Source organism: Macromonas nakdongensis (assembly GCF_002837145.1).
GTDB lineage: Bacteria > Pseudomonadota > Gammaproteobacteria > Burkholderiales > Burkholderiaceae_C > Macromonas_B > Macromonas_B nakdongensis.
Genome location: NZ_NWMV01000042.1, coordinates 38,799 through 61,994, shown reverse-complemented (window position 1 = coordinate 61,994; position 23,196 = coordinate 38,799). Strand labels below are relative to the sequence as shown.

Sequence of the window (23,196 nt, the reverse complement as noted above, 5' to 3'; positions counted from 1 at the left end):
CGCGCGAAGGTGCCCTGCTGCGTGCCGCGTCTTGGGCGCTCGACGGCCGCGACGCCGAGTCCGCCCAGCGCTGGCTGGCCGACCTGCCCCAGGGCGTGTCCCGGCGCATCCAGGCGGTGCGCCTCAAGCTCCGCCTGGCCCAGTTGCGCCACGACACCGCCGGTGCGATCGACATGGTCCGGCTGCTGACCAAACACCGCGCGTTTTCACGCGACGCGGCCAGCACCGTCCTGCGCGGCCTGCTGCTCGACGCCATCCGAGACACCCACGACCGCGAGCAACTGCTGCGCGTCTGGCAAGGCTGGGACGCGTCCGAACGCCAGAACCCGGAACTGGCCCTGGCTGTGCTGGAGCGTTGGCAGGCCTGGGCGCCCGCTGCCGCCGAGGACGCGACCGGCCAGGGCGAAGCTTCTGCGGCCGCCCAACGCATGTGGCAAGACGCCCTGCGCCACGCGTGGCAGGGCTACGAGGCCGCGTCCGAGTCCCGGCGGCGGCGTTTGATCGGCTTGCTCGAGGCCGCGCTGCCCCGGCTCGACCTGCCGTGGCTGGCCCAGTTGGAGGAGGCCCAGCGCCTGCACCCGTCCGACCCCGGGCTGCAGTACCTGGCCGGGCAGGCCTTCATGCAGCGCCAGTTGTGGGGCAAGGCCGCGTTCCTGCTGGACCAGGCCAGCCGCAGCCTGGCCGACGCCGATCTGCGCCGCCGCACCTGGTGCAGCCTGGCCCGCCTGGCCGAGGAGCGGGGCGACCCGTCCGCCGCCCAGGCCGCCTGGAAAAAAGCCGCCCTGGCCTGAAGCCCCGCGCCCGGCCCCCGCAGGGCGTGGGGTTGGGCCCGTCCGCTTTCGCAGTATGCTCGCGGCATGCAATTGCAGGACATGCTTTACAGCCAGGGATTTGGCACCCGCCGCGTGTGTTGCGGCTTGGTTCAACAGGGCCGCGTCACACTGGGGGATCCGCCGCGGCCGGTGGACGATCCGACCGAGGACGTGGACCCCGAGGGCCTGGTCTTCCACGTGCAGGGCGAGCGCTGGGCCTACCAGGCCCAGGCCTACCTGATGCTGCACAAACCCACCGGCCACGAGTGCTCGCAAAAACCCGGGGCCTGGCCCAGCATCTACACCCTGTTGCCGGGGCCCTTGCGTTCGCGTCCTTCGGGGGCCGCCAGCGGGGTGCAGGCCGTGGGCCGGCTCGACCAGGACACCACCGGCCTGCTGTTGCTCTCCGACGACGGCAAGTTCATCCACCGCCTGTCGTCGCCCAAGCACCACGTGCCCAAGGTCTACGAGGCCACCTGCAAGCACCCGGTCACGCCCGAGCAGGTGCAGCGCCTGCTGGCCGGTGTGGTGCTCGACGACGACCCGAAACCGGTGCGCGCCGCGGCCTGTGAAGTCGACGGCACGCACTTGCTGCGCCTGACCCTGACCGAAGGCAAATACCACCAGGTCAAGCGCATGGTGGCGGCCGTCAGCAACCGGGTCGAGGCCCTGCACCGCAGCGCCATCGGGGCCCTGGCCCTGCCTGCCGACCTGGCGCCGGGCCAGTGGCGCTGGCTCACCCCGGCGGAAGTCGCCGGCCTGATGGGCCGCGCGTCCTGAGCGGCCCGTCCCGCAGCCTCAAGCCAGGGGGGCCAGAAAGTCGGTGATGGCGCGGGTCACCGCCTCGGCCTGGTCGCGGTGCGGGCTGTGGCCGCAGCCGGGCAACGCCAGACGCTGGGCGTGCGGCACCGCCCGCGCGGTGTCGTCCAGTTGGGCCATCGTGCCGTATTCGTCGTCCTCGCCCTGGATCAGCAGCAGCGGCGCCGTGATCGCCGCGCATTCGGTGCGGATGTCGAACGCGCGGAAAGGGGCCGACAGCCACACGTCGTTCCACTGCCAGAAGGCGTTGTCCACGTCTCGGTGGTAGCGGGCCAGGCGCTCGCGCAAGGGGGTGTGCAGATAGGCCTCGCGCGCCTGTTCGATCGCCCGCAGCGCCACGTCTTCGACGAACACGTGCGGCGCCATGGCCACGCAGGCCGTCACCGGGTGCCGGCTGGCGTGCAGCAGGGCGATGGTGGCACCGTCCGAGTGGCCGACCAGCACCGGTCGCTCCACGCCGCAGACGCGCAGCAGCTGGGGCAGGGTGTCCCAGGCGGCCCGGTGCATGTAGTCGGGGCCGTGGCGGCCGCTGCCGCGCACGTCGGGGATGGGGTCGGACCGCCCATAGCCGCGTCGCGACCACACCCAGCCACTGCGGCCGGTGGCGGCGCAGAGGGTGGCGGGCCAGTAGTGGTCTTTCTGGCCCCACAGGTCCACCGAACCCAGGCCTTCGTGTAGAAACACCAGCGGTGCCCGGTCGGTGTGCGGGCCGGGCAGGTGCAGCAGTTCCAGCGCCACGCCACCGATGTCGACGGTGGTGCTGGGCGGGTGCTCGGTGGCGGCGCGGGGCGGGGCGGGCGCAAGCGTCATATGGCCATCGTAACGGCGCGGTCGGCGCTTGCCTGTATCCTTGGCGTCATGCGTTTGCTGATCGGTTCTTTCTGGCGCTCGGTGGGCTACTGCCTGCACCCGCGCGTCATCGCTTTGTCGGTCCTGCCCCTGCTGCTGATGGTCGCGGTGGCGTTCGCGCTGGGCTATTTTTTCTGGGACGGCGCCGTCGCCTCGGTCATGGTTTGGCTGGAAACCTGGGAGCTGGTGTCCTTCGCCCTGAACTGGCTGGAGTCGGTCGGCATCGGCAGCCTGCGCAGCGTGTTCGCCCCGCTCGTGGTACTGGTGCTGGTCACGCCGCTCATCGTCGTCATGGCGCTGCTGCTGGTGGCGTTTTTCATGACGCCGGCCATGGTCGATCTGGTGGCTCAGCGCCGCTTCCCGGCCCTGGAGCGGCGGCGTGGGGGCACCCTGCTCGGCAGCATGGCCTGGTCCCTGGGGTCCACCGTGCTGGCCCTGCTGGCCTTGCTGGTGTCCCTGCCGTTCTGGCTGGTGCCGCCGCTGGTGCTGGTGCTGCCGCCCCTGATCTGGGGCTGGTTGACCTACCGCGTGTTCGCTTACGACGCCCTGGCCGACCACGCCAGCCGCGAGGAACGCCGCAGCCTGCTCGCCCGGCACCGGGTGCCTTTGCTGGCCATGGGTGTGCTGTCCGGCTACCTGGGTGCGGCGCCCACGCTGCTGTGGGCCTCTGGGGCCATGTTCATCGCGCTGGCGCCCCTGTTGGTGCCCCTGGCCATTTGGATTTACGCCCTCGTGTTCGCCTTCGCGTCCCTGTGGTTTGCCCATTACCTGCTGACTGCCCTGGCCGAATTGCGTGCCCAGGCCGGCACATCCGTACCCCCCGCTCCCGACGGGACCTTGCCATCGGCTCCCCCGCCCGCCCCCGGTGCAGGTGGCGCCATCATCGACGTGCAGGCCCGAGAACTGCCATGACCCTGACCCCAACCCCTGCCGCGCCCACCTTCGGGCTCATCATCATCGGCGACGAAATCCTCTCCGGCAAGCGCCAGGACAAGCACCTGCCCAAGGTCATCGAACTGCTGGGCGAGCGCGGCCTGGCCCTGTCCTGGGCGCGCTACCTGGGCGACGACCGGCCCGCCATCACCGCCGCCCTGCGCGACGCCTTCGCCAGCGACCACGTGGTGTTCTCCTGCGGGGGCATCGGCGCCACCCCGGACGACCACACCCGCCAGTGCGCCGCCGCCGCCCTGGGCGTGGACCTGGCGCTGCACCCGCAGGCGCGCGCGCTGATCGAGGAGCGCATGCGCGACGTTGCCCGCGAGCAGGGCCAACCCTACGAGCCCGACCGCCCCGACAACGTCCACCGCCTGAACATGGGCTTGTTTCCGCTGGGGGCGTCGGTCATTTACAACCCATACAACAAAATCCCTGGGTTCCGCTGCCACGGGGCTGGCGGCGGGGTGGTGCATTTCGTGCCGGGTTTTCCGGTCATGGCCTGGCCCATGATCGCCGCGGTGCTCGACTCCGAATACGCCGCCCAGCAGCGCCGTACCGAGCGCTGCGAGCGCTCGGTGATCGTTTTTGGTGCCCTGGAGGCGACGCTCACCCCGCTGATGGAGCAGATCGAAACCGACCACCCCGGGGTCAAGGTGTTCAGCCTGCCCAGCGTTGATCACCCCCAGTATGGCCGGCACATCGAGTTGGGCGTCAAGGGAGAGGCTACACTCACGGCCGTGGCGTACGACGCCCTCAAGGCCGGCTTGCGCGCCCATGGTGCGCGGCTCGGTCCCGAATTGGTGCGTTGAGATTTGCACCAAAAAAGTGAATAAATGCACCGAATTGGTGTGTTTGGGTGGGGTGCTGTCGGCGCCCCGTTGGGCGAAAGTTGGCATGGATGCTGCTAACCTTCGCAGAGTACAGTTTTTTGTCCTTTCCTGACCAGGAGATTTCTGATGGCCAAGACCGTCGCAGACGTGATGAAGATGGTGCAAGAGAACGACGTCAAGTTCGTCGATTTCCGCTTCACCGACACCCGTGGCAAGCAGCACCACACCACCGTGCCCGTGTCCCACTTCGACGAAGACAAGTTCGTTTCGGGCCACGCGTTTGACGGTTCGTCCATCGCCGGCTGGAAGGGCATCGAAGCCTCCGATATGCAGCTGATCCCCGACCCGAACACGGCCAACATCGACCCGTTCTTCGAGGAAACCACGCTGATCCTGAGCTGCGACGTGCTGGAGCCGGCCGACGGCAAGTCCTACGACCGCGACCCGCGCTCCATCGCCAAGCGCGCCGAAGCCTACCTCAAGTCCTCCGGCCTGGGCGACACCGCCTTCTTCGGTCCGGAACCCGAATTCTTCATCTTCGACGAAGTCCGCTGGAGCACCGAGCCGGGCCGCAGCTTCTACCAGATCGAAGAGTACGAAGCCCCCTGGAACACCGGTGCCAAGCTCGAAGGCGGCAACCGCGGTCACCGTCCTACCACCAAGGGCGGCTACTTCCCCGTGCCCCCGGTTGACAGCACCCAGGACATGCGCGCCGAAATGTCGCTGATCCTCGAATCCCTGGGCATCCCGGTCGAGGTGTTCCACCACGAAGTGGCTGGCGCCGGTCAGAACGAAATCGGCACCCGCTTCTCCACACTGGTCGAGCGTGCCGACTGGACCGTGCTGCAGAAGTACGTGATCCAGAACGTGGCCAACAGCTACGGCAAGACGGCCACCTTCATGCCCAAGCCCTACCACGGCGACAACGGTTCCGGCATGCACGTGCACCAGTCCGTGTGGAAAGACGGCAAGAACCTGTTCGCCGGTGACGGCTACGCCGGTCTGAGCGATTTCGCCCTGTACTACATCGGCGGCATCATCAAGCACGCCCGTGCCCTCAATGCCATCACCAACCCGACCACCAACTCCTACAAGCGTCTGGTGCCGCACTTCGAAGCCCCGGTGAAGCTGGCCTACTCAGCCAAGAACCGTTCCGCCTCGATCCGCATCCCGTACGTGGCCAACCCCAAGGCCCGCCGCGTGGAAGCCCGCTTCCCGGACCCCATGATGAACCCCTACCTGGGTTTCGCGGCCCTGCTGATGGCCGGTCTGGACGGCGTGGAGAACAAGATCCACCCGGGCGAAGCCGCCACCAAGGACCTGTACCACCTGCCGCCGGAAGAGGACAAGCTGGTGCCGACCGTGTGCCACAGCCTGGACCAGGCGCTGGAGCACCTGGACAAGGACCGCGCCTTCCTGACCAAGGGCGGCGTGTTCACCGATTCCATGATCGACGCCTACATCGAACTGAAGATGCAGGACGTGACCCGCAGCCGCGTCGAAGTGTCGCCCTGCGAATTCGACATGTACTTCAGCCTCTGATCGGCTTGGCCCATAAGGCTTGGAAAGGGACGGCGCAAGCCGTCCCTTTTTCGTTGGCGCCCCCGGTGGTGCAGACCCCGGGCAATTTCGGCGATACTGGAAATCCCTGAGGTGTGGGGGCTTTGACCGCCCCGAATCCGCATTGCAGAGCAAGCCATGAACGTCTTTTCTTCGCGCCCCGCCACCGTTGTGGCCCCCCTGCTGCTGGCCCTGTCTGCTGCGGTCGGGGCCCAGAGCCCGATCTACCGCTGCGGCAACGAATACACCAACAACCCGGGCAACGCGCAGGCCCGCGGCTGCCGCCTGGTGGAGGGCGGCAACCTCACTATCGTCGAAGGCACGCGCCCGGCGGCGGCCCCGGCCGGTGCGGCGGCGGGCGAAGGTAAACCCGGTGGCGCACCCAAGGCCGCTGGGGCACGCAACGCCGGCGAACGGGTGGACAGCAGCGAGCAGCGCGCGCGCGACAGCGATGCCCGCCAGATCCTCGACCAGGAGCTGCAGCGCGCCCAGGAGCGCCTGGACGAGCTGCGCGAGGAATACAACAAGGGCCAACCCGAGCGCCTGGCCAGCGAGCGCAGCAACCCGCAGCGCTACCAGGAGCGGGTGGCCGATCTGAAGGCCCGCCTGGAGCGGGCCGAAAGCGATGTCGCGGCCATCCAGCGCGAGATCGCGCGCCTGAAGCCGGCCGGGGAACGCTGAGCATGCCGACCGCGCGCAAAGCCAAAAATCCCATCCCCCAGCGTTTCCAGGCGCTGGACATGCTGGCCACCCTGGTGGCGGTGGTCAACGGCGAAGGCCAGGTGCTGTTCGTCAACAACGCGCTGGAAGACGCCATCGGCCTGTCGCGGCGCAGCATCGCCGGGGTGCCTCTGACCGATTGGTTCACCTCGCCGGAGCTGCTGCAGAACGCGCTGCAAGGCGCGGGCGGCAACGAGTACGCGGTGATCCGCTACGACGCCCACCTCAAGCGCCTGAACCACGAGCCGCTGTCGGTGCACGTGGTGCTGGCGCAGAGCGATGTGCCCGGCGAGCTGGTGGTGGAACTGCTGCCCCTGGAGCAGCAGGCGCGCCAGGAGCGCGAGGAGCGCCTGATGGACCAGGCCCAGGCCAACAAGGAACTGATCCGCAACCTGGCGCACGAGATCAAGAACCCCCTGGGCGGCATCCGCGGCGCGGCCCAGCTGCTGCAGATGGAGCTGGACTCGCGCGAGCTGGTGGAGTACACCCAGGTCATCATCCACGAGGCCGACCGCCTGCAGACCCTGGTGGACCGCCTGCTGGCGCCGCACCGGCGGGCCCAGGTGGTGGGCGACGTCAACATCCACGAGGTCTGTGAGCGGGTGCGTTCGCTCATCCTGGCGGAATTCCCGCGCGGGCTCAAGGTGGTGCGGGATTACGACATCTCCATCCCCGAATTCCGGGGTGACCGCGAGCAACTCATCCAGGCGGTGCTCAACTTGGCGCACAACGCGGCACACGCGCTCAAAGACCGCATCGCCGCGGGCGACGCCGAACTGGTGTTCCGCTCGCGCGTGCAGCGCCAGGTCACTTTCGGCAAGCGCCGCTACCGGCTGGCATTGGAATTGCATGTCATCGACAACGGGTCCGGCGTGCCCGACGAGATCAAGGACCGCATCTTCTACCCGCTGGTGTCGGGGCGCGATGGCGGTTCCGGTCTGGGGTTGACCCTGGCACAGACCTTTGTGCAGCAACACCATGGCCTGATCGAATGCGACAGCGAGCCGGGCCGCACCGATTTCAAGTTGCTGATCCCCCTGCCTTGAACCCGGTTGCCATTGGAGCCCGAGGTGACGCCACAGACACAAGCCAGGGGCAGGGGGACACATGACAAGTACAGGAATGCGCGCATGAAACCCATCTGGATCGTGGACGACGACCAATCCATCCGGTTTGTTCTCGAGAAAGCCCTGCTGCGCGAAAGCCTGCCCACCCGCAGTTTCACCAGCCCGCGCGAGGTGCTCGACGCCCTGGCCGATGCCGACGACGAGGGGCCGCAGGTGCTGGTCAGCGACATCCGCATGCCCGGTGGCTCTGGCCTGGAACTGCTGGACAAGGTCAAAAAGCAGATGCCCGGTCTGCCGGTCATCATCATGACCGCTTTTTCTGACCTGGACAGCGCCGTGTCGGCTTTCCAGGGCGGTGCCTTCGAGTACCTGCCCAAGCCCTTCGACCTGCCCAAGGCGGTCGAACTGATCCGCCGTGCCGTGGAAGAAAGCCAGCGCGAGGAGGTGGCCGAGGAGCGCCTGAGCGCCGCGCCCGAAATGCTGGGCCAGGCCCCGGCCATGCAGGACGTGTTCCGCGCCATCGGCCGCCTGAGCCAGAGCAACGTGACGGTGCTGATCACCGGCGAATCGGGTTCGGGCAAGGAGCTGGTGGCGCGTGCCCTGCACAAGCACTCGCCGCGCGCCAAAGGACCGTTCGTGGCCATCAACACCGCGGCCATTCCGAAAGACCTGCTGGAAAGCGAACTGTTTGGCCACGAGCGTGGCGCCTTCACCGGCGCCCAGACCATGCGCCGCGGCCGTTTCGAGCAGGCCGAGGGCGGTACCCTGTTCCTCGACGAAATCGGCGACATGCCCTTCGACCTGCAGACCCGGCTGCTGCGGGTCCTGAGCGACGGGCATTTCTACCGCGTCGGCGGGCACAGCGCGGTCAAGGCGAACGTGCGTGTCGTCGCCGCCACCCACCAGAACCTGGAGCAGCAGGTCAAGGAAGGGGGCTTCCGCGAAGACTTGTTCCACCGCCTCAACGTCATCCGCCTGCGCCTGCCGGCGCTGCGCGAGCGGCGCGAGGACGTGCCGGTGCTGGCCCGCTTCTTTCTGCAGGCCAGCGCCAAGCAGCTCGACGTGGAGCCCAAGCGGATTTCCGACGCCGCCCTGCAGGCGCTGTGCGGTTTCGACTTCCCTGGCAACGTGCGCCAGCTGGAAAACATCTGCCACTGGCTCACCGTGATGGCCCCTGCGCAGCTGATCGACGTGAAAGACCTCCCGCCCGAGGTGCTGGCTGCCGCCCCCGCTGGCGGTGGCGCCGAGGCCCTGGTGCCGGTGGACGAGCACGACCCGATCGCGCTGGCCGGCGCCGCGGCTGTGCCGACCGCGCGTTCGCTGCCACTGGTCGCACCGCTGGCCGCGGTGGCGGCCTTGCCCGTGGCCACTGACGTCGGTTGGGAGCAGGGCTTGCAGGCCGAAGCACAGGCCCTGCTCGCCGACGGCCGCCCCGATGTCTGGGATGTGCTCAGCCGCCGTTTCGAGTCACGCCTGATCCAGACCGCCCTGGTGGCGACCCGGGGGCGGCGCATCGAAGCCGCGCAGAAGCTGGGCATTGGCCGCAACACCATCACCCGCAAGATCCAGGAATTGCACCTGGAGTGAACCCCGCACCGCCCGGTCGCATGGCCGGGCGGGCACTTCAGTCCAGCGTCAACACCACCGGGGCGTGGTCACTGGGCTGCTTGAGCTTGCGCGGCGCGCGGTCGATGGTGCAGGCGCGGGCACGCGCTTTGAGCGCGTCGCTGACCAGGATGTGGTCGATGCGCAGGCCGCGGTTTTTCTGGAAGCCCAGCATGCGGTAGTCCCACCAGCTGTAGCTCTTGGGCACTTGCGGGAACAGGCGGTGCGCGTCGTGCAGGCCCAGGCCGATGAGTGCCTGCAGGTGAGCGCGTTCTTCGGTGGTGCAGTGGATGGTGTCGCGCAGGCCGTCCGGGTCCCAGACGTCGGCGTCGTCGAAGGTGATGTTGTAGTCGCCCACCAGGGCCAGACGGGGGTGGCGGGCCAGTTCGTCGGCGACCCAAGCACGCAGCGCCTCCAGCCAGCGCATCTTGTAGGCGAACTTGTCGCTGCCGGGGGCCTGGCCGTTGGGGAAGTAGGCGCCGATCACGCGCACCGCGGCCTCGCCTTCGCCGTAGGTGGCGGCGATCACGCGGGATTGCTCGTCGGCAAAGCCGGGGATGTTCTTCACCACCTCGCGGCCCGGGCTGCGCGAGAGCAAGGCGACGCCGTTGTAGGTTTTCTGGCCGAACCAGACCGCGTGGTAGCCGGCCTGGGCCAGGGCATCGGCCGGGAATTTGTCGTCGGTCAGCTTGAGCTCCTGCAGTGCCAGCACGTCCACCGGGTGATTGGCGTCCGCCTGCGCGGCGAGCCAGTCCAGCACCTGCGGCAGGCGCACGCCCAGGGAGTTGACGTTCCAGGTGGCGAGGCGGAGGGCTGTCGTTGCGCTCAAACCACCTGCCCCAGCTTGAAGATGGGCAGGTACATCGACACCACGATGCCACCGATCACCGAGCCCAGAATGACGATGATGATGGGCTCCATCAGGCTCGACAGGCCGGCCACCATGTCGTCCACCTCGGCCTCGTAAAAGTCGGCGGCCTTGCCCAGCATGTGATCGATCGAGCCGGACTCTTCGCCGATGGCGCACATCTGCAGCACCATCGACGGGAAGATGTTGGCGTTGGTCATGGCCATGGTCAGGCTGGTGCCGGTGGAGACTTCCTGCTGGATCTTGCTGGTGGCGTCGGCATAGACCGTGTTGCCCGAGGCACCGCCCACCGAATCCAGGGCTTCGACCAGCGGCACGCCGGCGGCGAACATGGTCGAGAGCGTGCGCGTCCAGCGCGCCACGGTGGATTTTTCCACCAGGGCGCCGAAGATCGGCACTTTCAGCAGCAGCCGGTCCATGAAGCGCTGCACCTTCTCGTTGCGCTGCCAGGCCTGCATGAAGAAATACACGCCACCGCCCAGGCCGCCGAAGATCAGCCACCAGTAGGCCACGAAGAACTCGCTCATCGCGATCACGAACAGGGTGGGCGCGGGCAGGTCGGCACCGAAGGACGAGAACACCTCCTTGAACGCCGGGATCACGAAAATCATGATCACCGCCACCACCACGAAGGCCACCACGACCACCGCCGTGGGGTACATCAGTGCGGACTTGACCTTGCTCTTGATCGCCTCGGTCTTCTCCATGTAAGTGGCCAGGCGGTCCAGCAGGTCTTCCAGAATGCCGGCGGCCTCGCCGGCCTCCACCAGGTTGCAGTACAGGGCGTTGAAATACAGCGGATGCTTGCGAAAGGCCGCGCTCAGCGAGGTGCCGGTTTCCACGTCGGTGCGGATGTCGTTGAGCAGCTTGGTGACGCTGGGGTTGGGGTTGCCGCGGCCGACGATGTCGAAGGCCTGCAGCAAGGGCACGCCGGCCTTCATCATGGTCGCCAGCTGGCGGGTGAAGATGGCGATGTCCTTGGGCTTGATGCGCTTGGCAGAGGCCATCTTGCGCTTCTTGACCTTCTGCACCAGGATGCCCTGGCGCCGCAGGCTGGCCTGCACCTGGTTCTCGCCCACCGCGCGCAGTTCGCCGCGCACGGTCTTGCCGTTGCGGTCCTTGCCCTCCCACTCGAACACGTAGTCCTTGACACTTTTGCTAGCCGTGGCCATGTTTTCCCCGTGGTGTCTGTGTGTGGCGGAGGTACGCGCCCGTCATTCGTTGGTGCAGCCCAGCACTTCCTCCAGCGATGTGATGCCCAGTTTAACCTTTCGCAACCCGGATTCGCGCAAACTGCGCACACCTTCGGCCTTGGCCTGGTTGGCAATTTCCAACGCACTGCCGCCGCGCAGGATGATTTGCTGCATGTCTTCGGTGATCGGCATGACCTGGTAGATGCCGACCCGGCCCTTGTAGCCGTTGTTGCAGGCGTTGCAGCCCACGGGCTTGTACGGTTTCCAGGAGCCGTCGAGTTCCTCGGCCTTGAAGCCGGCCTCCCGCAGGGCCACCTCCGGCACGTCGTCCAGGGGCACCTTGCACTGCTTGCACAGGCGCCGGGCCAGGCGCTGCGCCGTGATCAGGTTCACGCTGGAGGCGATGTTGAACGGCGCGATGCCCATGTTCAGCATCCGCGTCAGCGTCGAAGGCGCGTCGTTGGTGTGCAGCGTGGACAACACCATGTGCCCGGTCTGCGCCGCCTTGATGGCGATGTCGGCGGTTTCCAGGTCCCGGATCTCGCCCACCATGATGATGTCCGGGTCCTGCCGCAGAAAGGCCTTCAGCGCCGAGGCGAAGGTGAGGCCCGCCTTCTCGTTGACATTGACCTGGTTCACCCCCGGCAGGTTGATCTCCGACGGGTCTTCGGCCGTGGAAATGTTCACCCCCGGCTGGTTCAGGATGTTGAGGCAGGTGTAGAGCGACACCGTCTTGCCCGATCCGGTCGGACCGGTCACCAGCACCATGCCGTAGGGGCGGTGGATGGCGTTCAGCAGCTTTTCCTTCTCGTCGGGCTCGTAACCCAGTGCTTCAATGCCCATCTGCGCGCTGCTTGGGTCCAGAATCCGGATCACGATCTTTTCGCCGAACAGCGTGGGCAGGGTGCTGATGCGGAAATCGATCACCTTGTCCGGCCCGACCTTGAGCTTCATGCGTCCGTCTTGCGGGATGCGCTTCTCGGAAATGTCGAGTTTTGAAATGACTTTGATGCGCGAAGCCAGTTTTTCCTTGATGGCCGGTGGCGGCGAGGCGATTTCGCGCAACTCGCCGTCGATGCGGAAGCGCACCCGGTACTGGTGTTCGTAAGGCTCGAAATGCAGGTCCGATGCCTTCATCGAGTAGGCATCGAGCAGCATTTTCTGCAAAAACTTCACGATCGGCGCATCTTCGACCTCCTGCGCCACCTTGTCGGTGGGCTCGGCCGAGGCCATTTCGATGCTGCCCTCTTCGAATTCGAAGTCGCCGCCGACGATGTGGTCGATTGCCTCGCCGGTCGAGGCGCTCAGGCTCTCCACCAGCTTGCTCAGCTTGTCCACCTCGGCGATGACCCAGTCCACCCCCAATTGGGTGGCGAACTTGATTTTTTCGGCGGCCTGGTGGTCCGACGGGTCGGCCGTGGCCACCGTGAGGCGGTTGCTGCGCTTGCTCAACACCACCAGCCGGTACTGCTGGCAGGTTTTGGCGTCCAGCAGGCCTTTGGGCAGGCGCTGCACGTCCACCGCGTCCAGGTCCACCAGGGGGGCGGCAAAGGCCTCCGACATGGTGTGGGCCAGGTCGCGCGCCGACACCGCCCCGCTGCCGATGATTTCCTGGATGAAATTGGCCTTTTTGGCCTGGGCCTGGGCGTAGAGTTCTTCGGCCGTCTTCTGCGGCAGCGTGCCGGCCGCGACCAGCGCCCGGGCCAAGCCGGGCAGGGCCATGGTGGAGACGCCTTCTTCTTCGACCATCGCTCGTCAAGCCCCTTTGAAACGCCCCGCGCGGGGTTTTCCTAGCACAGAAATCCGCCGCCGTGCGGCCGCGACATCGTGTATATTCCGTCCCAAATCCGCGTGAATGCGGAAAGTTTGATGCATTTTAGATGCATATTCTGGAGAAAACATGGATTTGCGCAAGCTCAAGACCCTGATCGACCTCGTTTCCGAGTCGAATGTATCCGAACTCGAGATCACCGAAGCCGAAGGAAAGGTCCGCATCGTCAAAACCGCCCCGGCTGCGCCCGTGGCCATGGTGGCCGCAGCGCCGGCCATGACCGTGGCCGCCCCCGTGGTCGCCGCCCCGCTGGAGGCCGTGGCGGCCCCCGTGGCCGCGGCCCCGGCTGCGCCGACGGGCCATGTCGTCAAGTCGCCCATGGTCGGCACTTTCTACCGCGCCTCCAGCCCGGGCGCCAAGCCTTTTGCCGAGGTGGGCCAGACCATCAAGGAAGGCGAAGCGATTTGCATCGTGGAAGCCATGAAGATCCTCAACGAAATCGAGGCCGACAAATCCGGCACCGTGACCCAGATTCTGGTCGAAAACGGCCAGGCCGTCGAATACGGTCAGCCGCTGTTCGTCATCGAATAAGGGGCGCTCCGCTCATGTTCAAGAAAATCCTGATCGCCAACCGCGGCGAGATCGCCCTGCGGGTGCAGCGCGCCTGCCGCGAAATGGGCATCCAGGCGGTGATGGTCTACTCCGAGGCCGACCGCGACGCCAAATACGTCAAGCTCGCCGACGAGGCCGTCTGCATCGGCCCGGCCCCGTCCGGCCAAAGCTACCTCAGCATGCCGGCCATCATCTCGGCGGCCGAGGTGACGGACGCCGAAGCCATCCACCCCGGTTATGGCTTCCTGAGCGAAAACGCCGACTTCGCCGAGCGCGTGGAAAAGAGCGGCTTCGTCTTCATCGGCCCCACGCCCGAGTCCATTCGCATCATGGGCGACAAGGTCTCGGCCAAGCAGGCCATGATCCGCGCCGGCGTGCCCTGCGTGCCCGGCTCCGAGGGCGCGCTTCCCGACGACCCGGTCGTCATCAAGCGCACCGCCAAGGCGGTGGGCTACCCGGTCATCATCAAGGCCGCGGGCGGCGGTGGTGGCCGCGGCATGCGCGTGGTGCACACCGAGGCGGCGCTGCTGCACGCGGTGCAGACCACCAAGGCCGAAGCCGGTGCGGCCTTCGGCAACCCCGAGGTGTACATGGAGAAGTTTCTCCAGAACCCCCGGCACATCGAAATCCAGGTGCTGGCCGACCAGCACCGCAACGCCGTCTACCTGTTCGAGCGCGACTGCTCCATGCAGCGCCGCCACCAGAAGGTCATCGAAGAGGCGCCGGCGCCGGGCATCCCGCGCCGCCTGATCGAGAAGATCGGCGAACGCTGTGCCGCCGCCTGCAAGAAGATCGGCTACCGTGGCGCCGGCACCTTCGAGTTCCTGTACGAGAACGGCGAGTTTTACTTCATCGAGATGAACACCCGCGTGCAGGTGGAGCACCCGGTGACCGAGGCCATCACCGGCATCGACATCGTGCGCACCCAGATCGCGGTGGCCGCTGGCGAGAAACTGCCCTTCACCCAGCGCCAGATCCAGGTGCGCGGCCACGCCATCGAATGCCGCATCAACGCCGAAGACGCGTACAAGTTCACCCCCTCGCCGGGCCGGGTCACCACCTGGCACATGCCGGGCGGGCCGGGCGTGCGGGTCGACTCGCACGTCTACGCCAACTACATGGTGCCGCCGAACTACGATTCGATGATCGGCAAGCTCATCGTCCACGGGGACACCCGTGAGCAGGCCCTGGCGCGCATGCGCACGGCCTTGTCGGAGGTGGCGGTCGAAGGCATCAAGACCAACGTGCCGCTGCACCGCGAGCTGATGGTGGACGCCAACTTCGAGGCCGGCGGCACCAACATCCATTACCTTGAATCCTGGCTGGCCCAACGTGAGCGCTGACACCGTTGCAACCGGCAGCGCCGGCGCCCGCATGTTCGAGCTGGTGCTGCTGGCGCCAGAAGAGCGCATCGAGGACCTGAGCGATGCGCTCGAGGCCCTGGATGCCCTGAGTGTGTCGGTGGAAGACGCCGATGCCCAGACCCCGGCCGAGCGGGCCCTGTTCGGCGAACCCGGCATGCCGGCGCCCAAAGCCGGCTGGCAGCGTTCGCGCGTCGTCGCCCTGTTTCCGGCGCAGTCTGCGGCGCAGGAAGCCGCCGATCTCTTGGCGCTGCAAGTCTTTTTCGAGGGCTGCGAGACCGTGGGCGTGCGCCCGGTGGCCGACGAAGACTGGGTGCGTCTGACGCAGTCCCAGTTCTCGCCCGTGGACATCACCCCGAGCTTCTGGATCGTGCCCAGTTGGCACGAGCCGCCGGCCGCGGCCCAGACCGTGATCCGGCTGGACCCGGGGCTGGCGTTTGGCACCGGCACGCACCCCACCACCCGCATGTGCCTGCGCTGGGTCGCACAGCGCTCGCTCGCCGGTCGGCGGGTGCTGGACTACGGGTGCGGCTCGGGCATCCTGGCCATCGGTGCCGCCAAGTTCGGTGCCACCGAGCTGATCGCGGTCGACATCGACCCGGCGGCCGTGGAGTCGACCCGGATCAACGCCGCCAACAACCACGTCGCTCTGCAGGCCGGCTTGCCGGAGCTCGCGCAGGGGGCGTTCGACGTGGTGCTGGCCAACATCCTGGCCACGCCCTTGAAAGTGCTGGCCCCCCTGCTGTGCGGCCATGTGGCCGCGGGCGGGAGCCTGGTGCTGGCCGGCATCCTGGAGCGCCAGGCCGACGAACTGAAGGCGGCCTACGCCCCCTGGCTGGCGCTGGAGGTGGCCGACTGCGAAGACGGTTGGATCCTGATGACCGCCGGTCGCCCGGCCTGACCGCGCCCGTGCCAGGCTCCCGCGGCAGGTCTGGGCGCTTCCCAGCTGCCGTGGTGGGCCTGCAATAATCCAGGCATGAGCTTTATCACCCGTTGTCCGGCGTGCGCCACCGCATTCAAGGTGGTGAGCGACCAGCTCAAGATTTCCGAAGGCTGGGTGCGCTGCGGCCACTGCCAGCAGGTGTTCGACGCCACCCTCGACCTGCAGCCCTGGTGGCCCGGCCTTGAGCCCATCGACTTGCCCGCCCAAGCGGCGCCCCAGACCGACCCGGTGCCGCCTGCGCCAGTGTCCGTGCCTGATCCTGTTTCGGAAACCCCCGCCTCCGCGCCCGAACAACCGGCCGTCGGCCTGACCGAAAATGGGGTGGGCACCGCAGTGGTCGCCCCCGATCTCGCGTGGCCGACCGCGTCTGATCGGGCAGAGCCCGTCGGTCCTGCGCCCGAGCCCCTGAGCGGAACGCCGACCGAGCCCCTCTGGTCTTCTGCTGCGCCGGGCGAACCCGCTGTCGCCCCCGCACAGGCTCCGCGTTCCGAGCCCTCCGACCGGCATGAGCCCGCCCATCCCCCGGCGTTCGCTGCCGAGCCGGATCCCTACCAGCCCAGTTTCGTGCGTCAGGCCGAGCGCCGTGCATTCTGGCGCCGGCCCTGGGTCCGCGTGGGCTTGGTCGCAGTGGTGCTGGTGCTGCTCGGTTTGCTGGCGTTGCAGGCTAGCCTGCATTGGCGCGACAGCCTGGCCGCCCGCGTCCCCGATGCCCAGCCGGCCCTGGAAAAAATCTGCGCGCCGCTGGAGTGCGCTGTGGCCCCGCCGCGCCAGCTGGAGGACGTCGTCATCGACAGCTCCGTGCTGCTGCGGCGAGCGCCGGGCCGCTACACTTTCAACGTCGTGGTGCGCAACGCCTCCGCGCTGGAAGTCGCCACGCCCGCGTTGGAGTTGACCCTCACCGACATCCACGACCAGGTGCTGGTGCGCCGCGTGCTGCCCCCGCAGGAATGGCCAGAACCCCGGGCCACCCTGGCGCCGGGGGCCGAATGGCCGGTGCAGTTCGAACTGGAACTGGCCAGCCCCGAGGCCCAGGTCATGACCGGCTACCGTGCCATCCTGTTCTACCCCTGAATTTTGTCCACGGGCTGCGGCCCGAGAAAGCGTTTCGGCATGTCCATCCTGATTTGCGGCTCCCTGGCCTTCGACACCATCATGACCTTTGAGGGGCGCTTTGCCGAACAGATCCTGCCCGACCAGCTGCACATCCTCAACGTCTCCTTCCTGGTGCCGGGTTTGCGGCGCGAGTACGGCGGCTGCGCCGGCAACATTGCCTATGGGCTGCGCCAGCTCGGGGCCCAGGCCCGTCCCGTGGCCACCCTGGGCAGCGACGGGCAGGACTACCTGAGCCGCTTGGACAGCCTGGGGGTCGACACTCGCCACGTCCAGCTGGCGGCGGAGCAGTACACCGCCCAGGCCATGATCATGACCGACCGCGACAACAACCAGATCACCGCCTTCCACCCCGGGGCCATGTCGCTGGCCCACCGCAACCCCATCGGGGCCGACACGGGCGCGGTGATTGGCATCATTTCGCCCGATGGGCGCGACGCCATGCTGCAGCACGCCGAGCAGTTCCACGCCGCGGGCATTCCCTTTGTGTTCGACCCGGGCCAAGGCCTGCCCATGTTCAATGGCGAAGAGTTGTTGCGCTTCGTCGAGCTGGCCGATTGGGCGGCCTTGAACGATTACGAAGCGCGCATGCTCAGCGACCGCACGGGTCTGGATCACGCGGCCCTGTCGCAACGCTTGCGCGGGCTGGTCATCACCCTGGCCGACCAGGGCTGTGAGCTGTGGCAGGACGGTGAGCGCACCCACGTGCCGGGTGTGCCGGCGGCCGAGGTGGTGGACCCCACCGGTTGCGGTGATGCCTTCCGGGCTGCCCTGCTCTATGGCCTGTCGCAGGGCTGGCCGCTGGCACGGTGTGCCGCCTTGGGCAACCGCATGGGCGCCGAGAAGATCGCCTCGCGCGGCGGTCAGAATTACCGTTTCGACGCCACGGCTCTGGCGACTGCCTGAACCCCGGGTAAAAAAACAGCCCGCCAGCCGAGAGCGGCTGCGGGCTGCGGTGGACGGGGGCCGTGTTAAGGCTTCTTGGTCGGGAAGGGCCAGGCCGCCTGGGGCGTGAGCTTGGTCTGCGCGGACGGAGCCGGTGCTGCGGCTGCGGCCTTTTTGGCCGGGGCTTTTTTCGCCGGTGCTGCCTTGGCTGCGGGGGCTTTGGCGGGAGCGGCCTTCTTCGCCGGCGCTGCTTTCTTGGCGGGTGCAGCCGCTTTCGGGGCGGCGGCCTTGGCCGGAGCCACGGCGGCTTTCTTGGCGGCAGGTGCCTTCTTGGCCGGGGCGGCGGCCTTGGGGGCGGCTGCGGCCTTCTTCGCCGGCGCCGCCTTCTTGGCGGGTGCAGCCGCTTTCGGGGCGGCGGCCTTGGCCGGAGCCGCGGCGGCTTTCTTGGCAGCGGGCGCCTTCTTGGCCGGGGCGGCGGCCTCGGGGGCCGCAGCAGCGGCTTTCTTCGCTGGTGCGGCCTTCTTGGCGGGCGCGGCCGCCTTTGGTGCGGCGGCTTTGGCCGGAGCGGCCGCCGCTTTCTTGGCCACAGGGGCCTTCTTCGCGGGCGCCGCGGCAGCTGCCGTCGGAGCCGCTTGCTTGGCGGGGGCCGCGGCTTTCTTCGCCGGCGCCGCCGCTTTCTTGGCCGGAGCGGCCTTTTTCGCAGTTGCCATGTTGTTCTCCTTGATCAAGTTGCAAAGAGCGCTTGACCGCAAACACTGCAGGGCAAGCGATTCAGCGCCATGGGTTCGGGCGGATGCATCTCGCCGATGAACCCAGGGCGTTGAATGGGGACACCAAACCCGCGCTCGGCCCACCGGGCCGCCGTGGCGGAGTTTGCAAAAAAAGGCCGCATGGATCGTTGCCGTGGGCTGGGATCAGTCCCAGGACAGCGCGCCCCCCGACTGGTACTCGATCACACGGGTTTCGAAGAAATTGCGCTCCTTCTTGAGGTCGATCATCTCGCTCATCCAGGGGAAGGGGTTTTCTTCGTTCGGGAACAGCGGCTCCAGGCCAATTTGCGTCGCGCGGCGGTTGGCAATGTAGCGCAGGTAGCCCTTGAACATGTTGGCGTTCAGGCCCAGCACGCCACGCGGCATGGTGTCTTCGGCGTAGGCGTATTCCAGGTCCACGGCCTTGAGGAACAGCGCCTTGATCTCGGCCTTGAACTCGGCCGTCCACAGGTGCGGGTTCTCAAGCTTCAACTGGTTGATCAGGTCGATGCCGAAGTTGCAGTGCATCGACTCGTCGCGCAGGATGTACTGGTACTGCTCGGCGGCGCCGGTCATCTTGTTTTGGCGGCCCAAGGCCAGGATCTGCGTGAAGCCGACGTAGAAGAACAGGCCTTCCATCAGGCAGGCAAAGACGATCAGCGACTTGAGCAGGGTCTGGTCGGTCTCGGGCGTGCCGGTGTGGAAGTTGGGGTCCATGATCGCGTCGATGAACGGGATCAGGAACTCGTCCTTGTCGCGGATGGACTGCACCTCGTGGTAGGCGTTGAAGATCTCGGATTCGTCCAGCCCCAGCGACTCCACGATGTACTGGTAGGCGTGGGTGTGGATGGCCTCTTCAAAGGCCTGGCGCAGCAGGAACTGGCGGCATTCGGGTGCGGTGATGTGGCGGTAGGTGCCCAGCACGATGTTGTTGGCGGCCAGCGAGTCGGCGGTCACGAAGAAGCCGAGGTTGCGCTTGACGATGCGGCGCTCGTCCTCGGTCAGGCCGTTGGGGTCTTTCCAGGTCGCGATGTCGCGCGACATGTTCACTTCCTGCGGCATCCAGTGGTTGGCGCAGGTGGCCAGGTATTTTTCCCAGGCCCACTTGTACTTGAACGGCACCAGTTGGTTGACGTCGGTCTGGCCGTTGATGATGCGCTTGTCGGCGGCGTTGATGCGCTGGCCGGCGGCCACCGCGGTGCTGCTGGCCGTGGCCGGTGTGGCGGTGTAGGAGGGTGCCGAAACCGTCGCCGGCGTTTGCGGAGCGGCGGGGGTGGTGCGCACGGGTTGCAGTGCGGGGGTGCTGTGGTCGTCCCAGGTCAACATGCTTGAGTCCAGTCTGTCGGATTATGAAAGTGCAGGCCGGAAAAGCAAGCGTTTTCCGAGGGGCCACGCGAACTCCCCGCAGGGTGTTGCGTGGCCGCATCGAAACGCGGCTGTTGCGGCCCGGCCGCGCCTCACTGGCAGGCTTCGCAGCCCGGATCGTCGATGGCGCAGAACTTGATGTCGGTGGCCGGCACTTCGGCTTCCGGGGCGGCGCTGGTCGCCACCGGGGCTGCGGCGGAGGGGCTACCGGTACCGGTATGACCGGCGCTGGGCACGGCGTTCAACTGGCCAATGCGACCGGTCGATTTTTCGGCGTGCGTGGCGCTGGTGGTGCGCAGGTAGTAGGTGGTCTTCAGGCCGCGCGTCCAGGCCAGCTTGTAGGTGTCGTCCAGCTTCTTGCCCGAGGCACCAGCCATGTAGATGTTCAGGCTCTGGGCCTGGTCGATCCACTTCTGGCGGCGTGCGGCGGCTTCCACCAGCCACTGCGGTTCCACCTCGAAGGCGGTGCAGTACAGCTCTTTCATGTCCTGCGGCACGCGGTCGATCGGCCACAGCGAACCGTCGAAGTGCTTCAGGTCCATCATCATCACCTCGTCCCACAGGCCCAGGCGTTTCAGGTCCTTGACCAGGTAGCTGTTGATGACGGTGAATTCACCCGACAGGTTGGACTTGACCGACAGGTTGCCGAAGCAGGGTTCGATCGACGCGTCCACGCCGATGATGTTGCTGATGGTGGCGGTGGGGGCGATGGCCACGCAGTTGGAGTTGCGCATGCCGTCGCGGGCGATTTTGGCGCGCAGGGCGTCCCAGTCGAGGGTGGTGCTGCGGTCGACCTCGACGTAGCCGCCGCGGTGCTGGGCCAGGATGTCGAGCGAGTCCTGCGGCAGGATGCCGCGGTCCCACAGCGAGCCCTTGTAGGTGGCGTAGCGGCCGCGCTCGGCCGACAGTTCGGTGCTGGCCCAGTAGGCGTAGTAGCACACGGCTTCCATGGACTGGTCGGCGAACTGCACCGCGGCCATGCTGGCGTAGGGCGTGCGCTTGAGGTAGAGCGCGTCCTGGAAGCCCATGATGCCCAAACCCACCGGGCGGTGGCGCAGGTTGGAGTCGCGCGCCTTTTTCACGGCGTAGTAGTTGATGTCGATCACGTTGTCCAGCATGCGCATGGCGGTGGACACGGTGCGCTTGAGTTTGTCGTGGTCGATCTGGCCGTCGGCGCTCAGGTGCTGGGCCAGGTTGACCGAGCCCAGGTTGCAGACGGCGGTTTCGGCGTCGTTGGTGTTGAGCGTGATTTCGGTGCACAGGTTGGACGAGTGCACCACGCCCACGTGCTGCTGCGGGCTGCGCAGGTTGCACGGGTCCTTGAAGGTGATCCAGGGGTGGCCGGTCTCGAACAGCATCGACAGCATCTTGCGCCACAGGTCGGTGGCGGGCAGCGTCTTGGTGGGCTTGATCTCGCCGCGCGCGGCCTGGGCCTCGTAGGCGGTGTAGGCTTCCTCAAAGGCGGTGCCGAACTTGTCGTGCAGGTCGGGCACGTCGGACGGGCTGAACAGCGTCCACGGGCCTTTTTCCATCACCCGCTTCATGAACAGGTCGGGGATCCAGTTCGCGGTGTTCATGTCGTGGGTGCGGCGGCGGTCGTCGCCGGTGTTCTTGCGCAGCTCCAGGAATTCTTCGATGTCCAGGTGCCAGGTTTCCAGGTAGGCACAGACCGCGCCCTTGCGCTTGCCGCCCTGGTTCACTGCCACCGCGGTGTCGTTCACCACCTTCAGGAAGGGCACCACGCCTTGCGATTCGCCGTTGGTGCCTTTGATGTGGCTGCCCAGGGCGCGCACGCGGGTCCAGTCGTTGCCCAGGCCACCGGCAAACTTGCTCAGCAGCGCGTTTTCCTTGATGGACTCGTAGATGCCGTCCAGGTCGTCGGGCACGGTGGTCAGGTAGCAGCTGGAGAGCTGCGAACGCAGCGTGCCGCTGTTGAACAGCGTGGGGGTGGACGACATGAAGTCGAACGAGGACAGCACCTCGTAGAACTCGATGGCGCGGGTTTCGCGGTCGATCTCGTTGAGTGCCAGGCCCATGGCCACGCGCATGAAGAAGGCCTGCGGCAGCTCGATGCGGGTCTTGCGCACGTGCAGGAAGTAGCGGTCGTACAGGGTCTGCAGGCCCAGGTAGTCGAACTGCAGGTCGCGCTCGGCCTTGAGGGCCGCGCCCAGGCGGGCCAGGTCGAAGTTCAGCAGTTCGGGGTTGAGCAGCTCGTTGTCCACGCCCTTCTGGATGAAGGTGGGGAAGTAGTCGGCGTAGCGCGTGGCCATGTCGGCCTGGGACACTTCCTCGCCCAGCACTTCCTTGAGGATGGTGTGCAGCAGCAGGCGGGCGGTGGCGTAGGTGTAGTCGGGGTCGGTCTCGATCTTGGTGCGGGCGGCCAGGATGGCGGCCTTGTACACCTCGGTCATGGGCACGCCGTCGTACAGGTTGCGCATGGTTTCGGCGACGATGGGCTCGGCCTTCACGTCGGCTCCCAGGTGGGCGCAGGCCGAGGCGATGAGGGCGTGCAGGCGCGGCACGTCCAGGGCGATGCGTTGGCCGTTGTCGGTGACGTGCAGTTCGGGGTGGGCCACGGCCGGGGCTTCGGCTTTCTGTGCGGCGCGTTCCTGGGCGCGGCGCTCGCGGTAGAGCACGTAGGCGCGGGCCACTTCGTGGTGGCCACCGCGCATCAGGCCCAGTTCCACCTGGTCCTGCACGTCTTCGATGTGGAAGGTGCCGCCGCCCGGGCGCGAACGCATCAGGGCGCGCACCACGGCCTGGGTCAGCACTTCCACGTCCTGGCGCACGCTGGCCGATGCCGCGCCCTGCGCGCCGTGCACGGCCAGAAATGCCTTCATCAGCGCCACGGCGATCTTGTTCGGTTCGAACGGCACCACGGCACCGTTGCGGCGGATGATTTGGTAGTGCTGCAGCGCGGCGCCGTGGGGCGCACGGGCGGCTTCGGCGGTGGCGGCGCTGTGCAGCGTGGCGGCGGGCGTGGGGGCGGTGGTGGTGGGTTGCATGGGTCCTCTCAGCTTGTTGGTGGGGCTGTGCCAAACACTATAGGTAGCGTTGCTTTTGTGTAAAAAGCACTAGCGGTAGTGTAGCTGCGCAAATCTCCCCCGGGGGCGCCGAGCCCCAAAAAAATTCGACAGACGC

The 23,196-nt window shown here is 67.1% G+C and carries 20 protein-coding genes; 13 read left to right on the top strand and 7 right to left on the bottom strand.

Features of this window, described 5'->3' with window-relative positions:
- Positions 1–791 (top strand): heme biosynthesis protein HemY (locus CON77_RS07215; protein ID WP_369407345.1); only part of this gene is annotated, 791 nt, incomplete at its 5' end.
- A gap of 66 nt (positions 792–857) precedes the next feature.
- Positions 858–1,592, top strand: coding sequence for a 16S rRNA pseudouridine(516) synthase (locus CON77_RS07210; RefSeq protein WP_101048491.1), 735 nt, complete (start codon positions 858–860; stop codon positions 1,590–1,592).
- An 18-nt stretch (positions 1,593–1,610) separates the two neighbouring features.
- On the opposite strand, the gene CON77_RS07205 is transcribed toward CON77_RS07210, so the two are convergent.
- Complete coding sequence (locus tag CON77_RS07205) at positions 1,611–2,441, bottom strand: alpha/beta fold hydrolase (RefSeq protein WP_101048490.1); 831 nt, start codon at positions 2,439–2,441, stop codon at positions 1,611–1,613.
- Between the two features lie 48 nt (positions 2,442–2,489).
- On the opposite strand from CON77_RS07205, the gene CON77_RS07200 reads away from it, so the two are divergent.
- The 6 genes from CON77_RS07200 to ntrC all read left to right on the top strand — a co-directional run bounded on the left by CON77_RS07200 (position 2,490) and on the right by ntrC (position 9,180).
- A complete protein-coding gene (locus tag CON77_RS07200) occupies positions 2,490–3,392 on the top strand; it encodes an EI24 domain-containing protein (RefSeq protein WP_198552297.1) in 903 nt (300 codons plus the stop codon).
- Positions 3,389–4,225 carry a competence/damage-inducible protein A gene (locus tag CON77_RS07195; protein WP_101048489.1) on the top strand — a complete coding sequence of 279 codons (837 nt, stop codon included), beginning with the start codon at positions 3,389–3,391 and terminating at the stop codon, positions 4,223–4,225. Before CON77_RS07200 ends, CON77_RS07195 begins: the two co-directional genes overlap by 4 nt.
- 147 nt (positions 4,226–4,372) lie before the next feature.
- Positions 4,373–5,788, top strand: a complete 1,416-nt coding sequence (glnA, locus tag CON77_RS07190) for a type I glutamate--ammonia ligase (RefSeq protein WP_101048488.1) — start codon at positions 4,373–4,375, stop codon at positions 5,786–5,788.
- A gap of 156 nt (positions 5,789–5,944) precedes the next feature.
- Positions 5,945–6,487, top strand: coding sequence for a hypothetical protein (locus tag CON77_RS07185; RefSeq protein ID WP_198552296.1), 543 nt, complete (start codon positions 5,945–5,947; stop codon positions 6,485–6,487).
- A gap of 2 nt (positions 6,488–6,489) precedes the next feature.
- A complete protein-coding gene (glnL, locus tag CON77_RS07180) occupies positions 6,490–7,572 on the top strand; it encodes a nitrogen regulation protein NR(II) (RefSeq protein WP_101048487.1) in 1,083 nt (360 codons plus the stop codon).
- A gap of 84 nt (positions 7,573–7,656) precedes the next feature.
- On the top strand, positions 7,657–9,180 hold the full coding sequence (gene ntrC, locus CON77_RS07175; protein ID WP_101048486.1) for a nitrogen regulation protein NR(I): 1,524 nt from the start codon (positions 7,657–7,659) through the stop codon (positions 9,178–9,180).
- 37 nt (positions 9,181–9,217) lie between these two features.
- Here ntrC and CON77_RS07170 read toward each other — a convergent pair whose 3' ends face one another.
- From CON77_RS07170 to pilB, 3 genes are read right to left on the bottom strand one after another with little or no spacing between them, the layout of a single operon-like run.
- Positions 9,218–10,027: an exodeoxyribonuclease III gene (locus CON77_RS07170; RefSeq protein WP_101048485.1), complete on the bottom strand. Its 810-nt coding sequence runs from the start codon at positions 10,025–10,027 to the stop codon at positions 9,218–9,220.
- Positions 10,024–11,238, bottom strand: coding sequence for a type II secretion system F family protein (locus tag CON77_RS07165; protein ID WP_101048484.1), 1,215 nt, complete (start codon positions 11,236–11,238; stop codon positions 10,024–10,026). Before CON77_RS07165 ends, CON77_RS07170 begins: the two co-directional genes overlap by 4 nt.
- Before the next feature lie 42 nt (positions 11,239–11,280).
- A complete protein-coding gene (gene pilB, locus CON77_RS07160; RefSeq protein WP_232788436.1) occupies positions 11,281–13,008 on the bottom strand; it encodes a type IV-A pilus assembly ATPase PilB in 1,728 nt (575 codons plus the stop codon).
- A 151-nt stretch (positions 13,009–13,159) separates the two neighbouring features.
- Between pilB and accB the strand changes: the two genes are divergently transcribed.
- The 5 genes from accB (at position 13,160) to CON77_RS07135 (ending at position 17,962) form a co-directional block, all read left to right on the top strand.
- Positions 13,160–13,621: an acetyl-CoA carboxylase biotin carboxyl carrier protein gene (gene accB / locus CON77_RS07155; protein ID WP_101048483.1), complete on the top strand. Its 462-nt coding sequence runs from the start codon at positions 13,160–13,162 to the stop codon at positions 13,619–13,621.
- A 14-nt stretch (positions 13,622–13,635) separates the two neighbouring features.
- A complete protein-coding gene (gene accC, locus CON77_RS07150) occupies positions 13,636–14,985 on the top strand; it encodes an acetyl-CoA carboxylase biotin carboxylase subunit (RefSeq protein ID WP_101048482.1) in 1,350 nt (449 codons plus the stop codon).
- 31 nt (positions 14,986–15,016) lie between these two features.
- Positions 15,017–15,904 carry a 50S ribosomal protein L11 methyltransferase gene (gene prmA / locus CON77_RS07145; protein WP_101048481.1) on the top strand — a complete coding sequence of 296 codons (888 nt, stop codon included), beginning with the start codon at positions 15,017–15,019 and terminating at the stop codon, positions 15,902–15,904.
- A 75-nt stretch (positions 15,905–15,979) separates the two neighbouring features.
- Complete coding sequence (locus tag CON77_RS15515; protein WP_101048480.1) at positions 15,980–17,017, top strand: DUF3426 domain-containing protein; 1,038 nt, start codon at positions 15,980–15,982, stop codon at positions 17,015–17,017.
- 39 nt (positions 17,018–17,056) lie between these two features.
- Complete coding sequence (locus CON77_RS07135; RefSeq protein WP_101048479.1) at positions 17,057–17,962, top strand: carbohydrate kinase family protein; 906 nt, start codon at positions 17,057–17,059, stop codon at positions 17,960–17,962.
- Between the two features lie 65 nt (positions 17,963–18,027).
- Here the strand turns inward: CON77_RS07135 and CON77_RS07130 are convergent, their stop codons facing one another.
- From CON77_RS07130 to CON77_RS07120, 3 genes are all read right to left on the bottom strand, one after another.
- Entirely contained in the window at positions 18,028–18,651 is a 624-nt protein-coding gene (locus CON77_RS07130) for a histone (protein ID WP_101048498.1), read from the bottom strand.
- Positions 18,652–18,855: 204 nt separating this feature from the next.
- Complete coding sequence (locus CON77_RS07125) at positions 18,856–20,016, bottom strand: ribonucleotide-diphosphate reductase subunit beta (RefSeq protein WP_101048478.1); 1,161 nt, start codon at positions 20,014–20,016, stop codon at positions 18,856–18,858.
- A gap of 131 nt (positions 20,017–20,147) precedes the next feature.
- Entirely contained in the window at positions 20,148–23,060 is a 2,913-nt protein-coding gene (locus CON77_RS07120; RefSeq protein WP_101048477.1) for a ribonucleoside-diphosphate reductase subunit alpha, read from the bottom strand.
- Positions 23,061–23,196: the final 136 nt, after the last annotated feature.

What these genes read in the sequence shown, in the direction of transcription:
- prmA (WP_101048481.1), top strand. Translation starts at nt 15,017, where the DNA reads ATGTTCGAGCTGGTGCTGCTGGCGCCAGAAGAGCGCATCGAGGACCTG.
- CON77_RS07195 (WP_101048489.1), top strand. Translation starts at nt 3,389, where the DNA reads ATGACCCTGACCCCAACCCCTGCCGCGCCCACCTTCGGGCTCATCATC.
- glnL (WP_101048487.1), top strand. Translation starts at nt 6,490, where the DNA reads ATGCCGACCGCGCGCAAAGCCAAAAATCCCATCCCCCAGCGTTTCCAG.
- CON77_RS07120 (WP_101048477.1), bottom strand. Translation starts at nt 23,060, where the DNA reads ATGCAACCCACCACCACCGCCCCCACGCCCGCCGCCACGCTGCACAGC.
- glnA (WP_101048488.1), top strand. Translation starts at nt 4,373, where the DNA reads ATGGCCAAGACCGTCGCAGACGTGATGAAGATGGTGCAAGAGAACGAC.
- CON77_RS07130 (WP_101048498.1), bottom strand. Translation starts at nt 18,651, where the DNA reads ATGGCAACTGCGAAAAAGGCCGCTCCGGCCAAGAAAGCGGCGGCGCCG.
- CON77_RS07205 (WP_101048490.1), bottom strand. Translation starts at nt 2,441, where the DNA reads ATGACGCTTGCGCCCGCCCCGCCCCGCGCCGCCACCGAGCACCCGCCC.
- CON77_RS07135 (WP_101048479.1), top strand. Translation starts at nt 17,057, where the DNA reads ATGTCCATCCTGATTTGCGGCTCCCTGGCCTTCGACACCATCATGACC.
- pilB (WP_232788436.1), bottom strand. Translation starts at nt 13,008, where the DNA reads ATGGTCGAAGAAGAAGGCGTCTCCACCATGGCCCTGCCCGGCTTGGCC.
- CON77_RS07185 (WP_198552296.1), top strand. Translation starts at nt 5,945, where the DNA reads ATGAACGTCTTTTCTTCGCGCCCCGCCACCGTTGTGGCCCCCCTGCTG.
- ntrC (WP_101048486.1), top strand. Translation starts at nt 7,657, where the DNA reads ATGAAACCCATCTGGATCGTGGACGACGACCAATCCATCCGGTTTGTT.
- CON77_RS07125 (WP_101048478.1), bottom strand. Translation starts at nt 20,016, where the DNA reads ATGTTGACCTGGGACGACCACAGCACCCCCGCACTGCAACCCGTGCGC.
- accB (WP_101048483.1), top strand. Translation starts at nt 13,160, where the DNA reads ATGGATTTGCGCAAGCTCAAGACCCTGATCGACCTCGTTTCCGAGTCG.
- CON77_RS07165 (WP_101048484.1), bottom strand. Translation starts at nt 11,238, where the DNA reads ATGGCCACGGCTAGCAAAAGTGTCAAGGACTACGTGTTCGAGTGGGAG.
- CON77_RS07200 (WP_198552297.1), top strand. Translation starts at nt 2,490, where the DNA reads ATGCGTTTGCTGATCGGTTCTTTCTGGCGCTCGGTGGGCTACTGCCTG.
- CON77_RS15515 (WP_101048480.1), top strand. Translation starts at nt 15,980, where the DNA reads ATGAGCTTTATCACCCGTTGTCCGGCGTGCGCCACCGCATTCAAGGTG.
- CON77_RS07210 (WP_101048491.1), top strand. Translation starts at nt 858, where the DNA reads ATGCAATTGCAGGACATGCTTTACAGCCAGGGATTTGGCACCCGCCGC.
- accC (WP_101048482.1), top strand. Translation starts at nt 13,636, where the DNA reads ATGTTCAAGAAAATCCTGATCGCCAACCGCGGCGAGATCGCCCTGCGG.